At 70.8% G+C, this 2,456-nt stretch carries 5 protein-coding genes; 3 read left to right on the top strand and 2 right to left on the bottom strand.

Annotation, left to right across the window (positions count from 1 at the left end; all coding sequences use genetic code 11):
* Positions 1-133: 133 nt before the first annotated feature.
* Entirely contained in the window at positions 134-262 is a 129-nt protein-coding gene (locus tag E1267_RS47570; protein WP_281283769.1) for a hypothetical protein, read from the bottom strand.
* 207 nt (positions 263-469) lie between these two features.
* Positions 470-1,228: a LysR family substrate-binding domain-containing protein gene (locus E1267_RS43430; protein WP_132342109.1), complete on the bottom strand. Its 759-nt coding sequence runs from the start codon at positions 1,226-1,228 to the stop codon at positions 470-472.
* Between the two features lie 55 nt (positions 1,229-1,283).
* Here E1267_RS43430 and E1267_RS43435 point away from each other — a divergent pair, with 55 nt between their 5' ends.
* The 3 genes from E1267_RS43435 to E1267_RS43445 form a co-directional block, all read left to right on the top strand.
* Entirely contained in the window at positions 1,284-1,655 is a 372-nt protein-coding gene (locus E1267_RS43435; RefSeq protein WP_132342111.1) for a DUF5997 family protein, read from the top strand.
* A gap of 236 nt (positions 1,656-1,891) precedes the next feature.
* Entirely contained in the window at positions 1,892-2,158 is a 267-nt protein-coding gene (locus E1267_RS43440) for a hypothetical protein (RefSeq protein WP_132342112.1), read from the top strand.
* Between the two features lie 40 nt (positions 2,159-2,198).
* Positions 2,199-2,456: enoyl-CoA hydratase-related protein (locus E1267_RS43445; protein WP_181957934.1), on the top strand; the 258-nt coding region annotated here is incomplete at its 3' end.

The following is a 2,456-nucleotide window of genomic DNA, read 5'->3' on the forward strand; positions in this document are numbered from 1 at the left end:
AGTACGAAGTAGCGGTCCATGTCGATGAGCTCGCGCGCCTGGGGGAGCCGCTGTGTGGGGGGCAGCATGTAGTGGTGCTGCGGGCTGCACGGGCCGGTGGTGTTGAAGTATCTCGCTCGGGGTGGCCGCATGGTCACATAATGTCATCTCGCGCCGTTTGAATGGCGAGGTTGCGCCGCCAGGCTCCGGGCGCGGTCCTGTACGTGGCCCGCACGGTCGCCGCCACACCCCAGATCAGGAAGCTCATGTCGGCGATCGTCACGTCACCGTGCAAGGCCCCGGCTTTCCTGGACTCGTTCGATGGTGCGCAACAACGGCTTGGTTCCCTTCCGTCTCGTACGGCGAGGTCGTTGTAGCCGAGGTCGGCCGCCTGCAACTCGCAGACGCCGGTGGCACGGTCACGCGGGAAGAGCCGGGTGGCGGGCGGGGTGCGTCCGAGGAGTTGACCAGTCCGTTTCGGCGCCCCAGTTCAGCGTGACCGGCGGCCCCTCTTGCCGCCCTTGCCGTTCACACCGCGACCGGACGGCGCCGACCTGCGGCCGGATCCGCCCTGGGACTTGCGAGCCTGCCGCTGTGCCGGCTTCTGGGCGGGCTTCTCCGGTGGTGTCGCGGGAGCGCGGCCGCGCGAGCTGTTCGCCGTGCGGCCGCGTACGATGCCGATGAAGTCCTCCACCAGCCCGGTCGTCCGGTCCGCAGGCCAGGCCAGCGCCACCTGCGACTGCGGCGCGTCCGTCACCGGCCGGTAGGTGAGGTCCCTACGGTGGTGCAGGCGTGCCAGCGACTGGGGGACCAGGACGAGCCCCGTCCCGGCGGCGACGAGCCGGATCGCGTCGGCCGTCGTGGGCGGGCGCTCGAACGCGGGCAGTCCGGGACGGGCCGCCGTCCAGTCGAGGACGTCGTCCAGCGGGTGGAACACCTCATCGTCCGCCAGATCGGAGACGGTCACCTCGTCGGCCGCGGTCACCGCGTGGTCCTTCGGCACCACGACCACCGTGGTCTCCACGTAGAGGGGAATCACGCTGAGCCCGTCCCGCTCGACCGGCAGCCGGACGAACCCGGCGTCGGCGCCTCCGCCGCGCAGCAGCTCCACCACGTCGGCGGCGGGAACCGAGAGCAGGCCGAGCGGCACGCCGGGCACCCTCGCGGCCCAGATGCCGGCCCATTTGGCGGGCGTCACCCCCGGCGTGTACGCCAGCCGGAAAACGCCGCCGGTCTCCTCGTGAGTCACTCCGCCAGGGTAGCGACGTCAGGAAGACCACCGTTTACTGACTACCCTGGAGTCCATGACGTCGCCCAGATCCAAGACGACCCAGACGATGAAGCCCGCGACCGCGGCCAAGAAACTGGGCATCCTCCTCTCGGCCACACCCGCCGAGTTCCAGGAGGGCGTCGTCTCCAGGAGCGAGCTGAACGCGATGCAGGCAGCCCCGCCCGCCTGGCTCGCCGATCTGCGCCGCGACGGCCCGCATCCCAAGCAGGTCGTCGCCGCGAAGCTCGGGGTCTCCATCTCCGGCCTCGCCAGAGCGGGGATCACCGAGCCGCTCACCACCGCCGAGATCGACGCGATCAAGGCGGAGAATCCCGCGTGGCTGGAGCACGAGCGGTGCGTCCAGGCCGAGGTCCGCAAAGAGGCGCAGCGCCTCAAACAGAGCTAGACCGCCTGCGCGCCGCTCGCGCCGATGGCCATTTCGCCGTCAACATGGCCGACCGAGCCAGCCTTCCTTCTCCGCCCGCGCCAGCCATCGCTCTTGCTCGTCCCCGGAAAGGGCGGCGACCTGAGCGTGGTGTTGCAGGCTCAGGGTGTCCCGTCGACGGCACATCGGAACATTCCAGGCAACCCATGCATAGTTGCGCAGCCGGCGCGGACGGGATCGGCCGGGTCTGCTTCAAAATGACCGCCTCCTCCGGCGTGCTGAACCTCGAAGTCCCCGGTGTGTACGAGATCCGCGGCGACGGCCAGCGTGAAGGCACCGGTCACGAGGTGACCGCGGAACTGCGCACCGACGACGGCGAGGAGCTCACCGTCGAGGTGGATCCGGACGGCAGCACGCAGCGCCACCGGGTCGCTGTCCGCAAGTGGCCCCGCCGTCGCCGGCTGGACCGTCATCGCCATCGGCTGACGCGGGTCCCGGGGCACGCCGCTGGTCCGGGGCCGTGAGGCGGGCGTACGCTCGGCGGGTTCGGCGAAGGAGGCTCGAATGGCGGTACGCCTGGAGCGTGAGGGGCCGGTCACCACCGTGGTGCTCAGCAGGCCGGAAGCGCGTAACGCGGTCGATCGGAAGACGGCCGCCGCGCTGGCCGGCGCGTTCCGTGACTTCGAGCGTTCGGACGCGGCCGTGGCGGTGTTGTGGGGGGAGGGTGGCACGTTCTGCGCCGGAGCGGATCTCAAGGCGCTGGACAACCGGGTCGGCGAGGAGGGTGACGGCCCGATGGGGCCGACGCGGATGCGCCTGAGC

Source organism: Nonomuraea longispora, assembly GCF_004348345.1.
In the GTDB taxonomy this organism is placed as follows: Bacteria; Actinomycetota; Actinomycetes; order Streptosporangiales; family Streptosporangiaceae; genus Nonomuraea; species Nonomuraea longispora.

What these genes read in the sequence shown, in the direction of transcription:
- E1267_RS43435 (WP_132342111.1), top strand. Translation starts at nt 1,284, where the DNA reads ATGACGTCGCCCAGATCCAAGACGACCCAGACGATGAAGCCCGCGACC.
- E1267_RS43440 (WP_132342112.1), top strand. Translation starts at nt 1,892, where the DNA reads ATGACCGCCTCCTCCGGCGTGCTGAACCTCGAAGTCCCCGGTGTGTAC.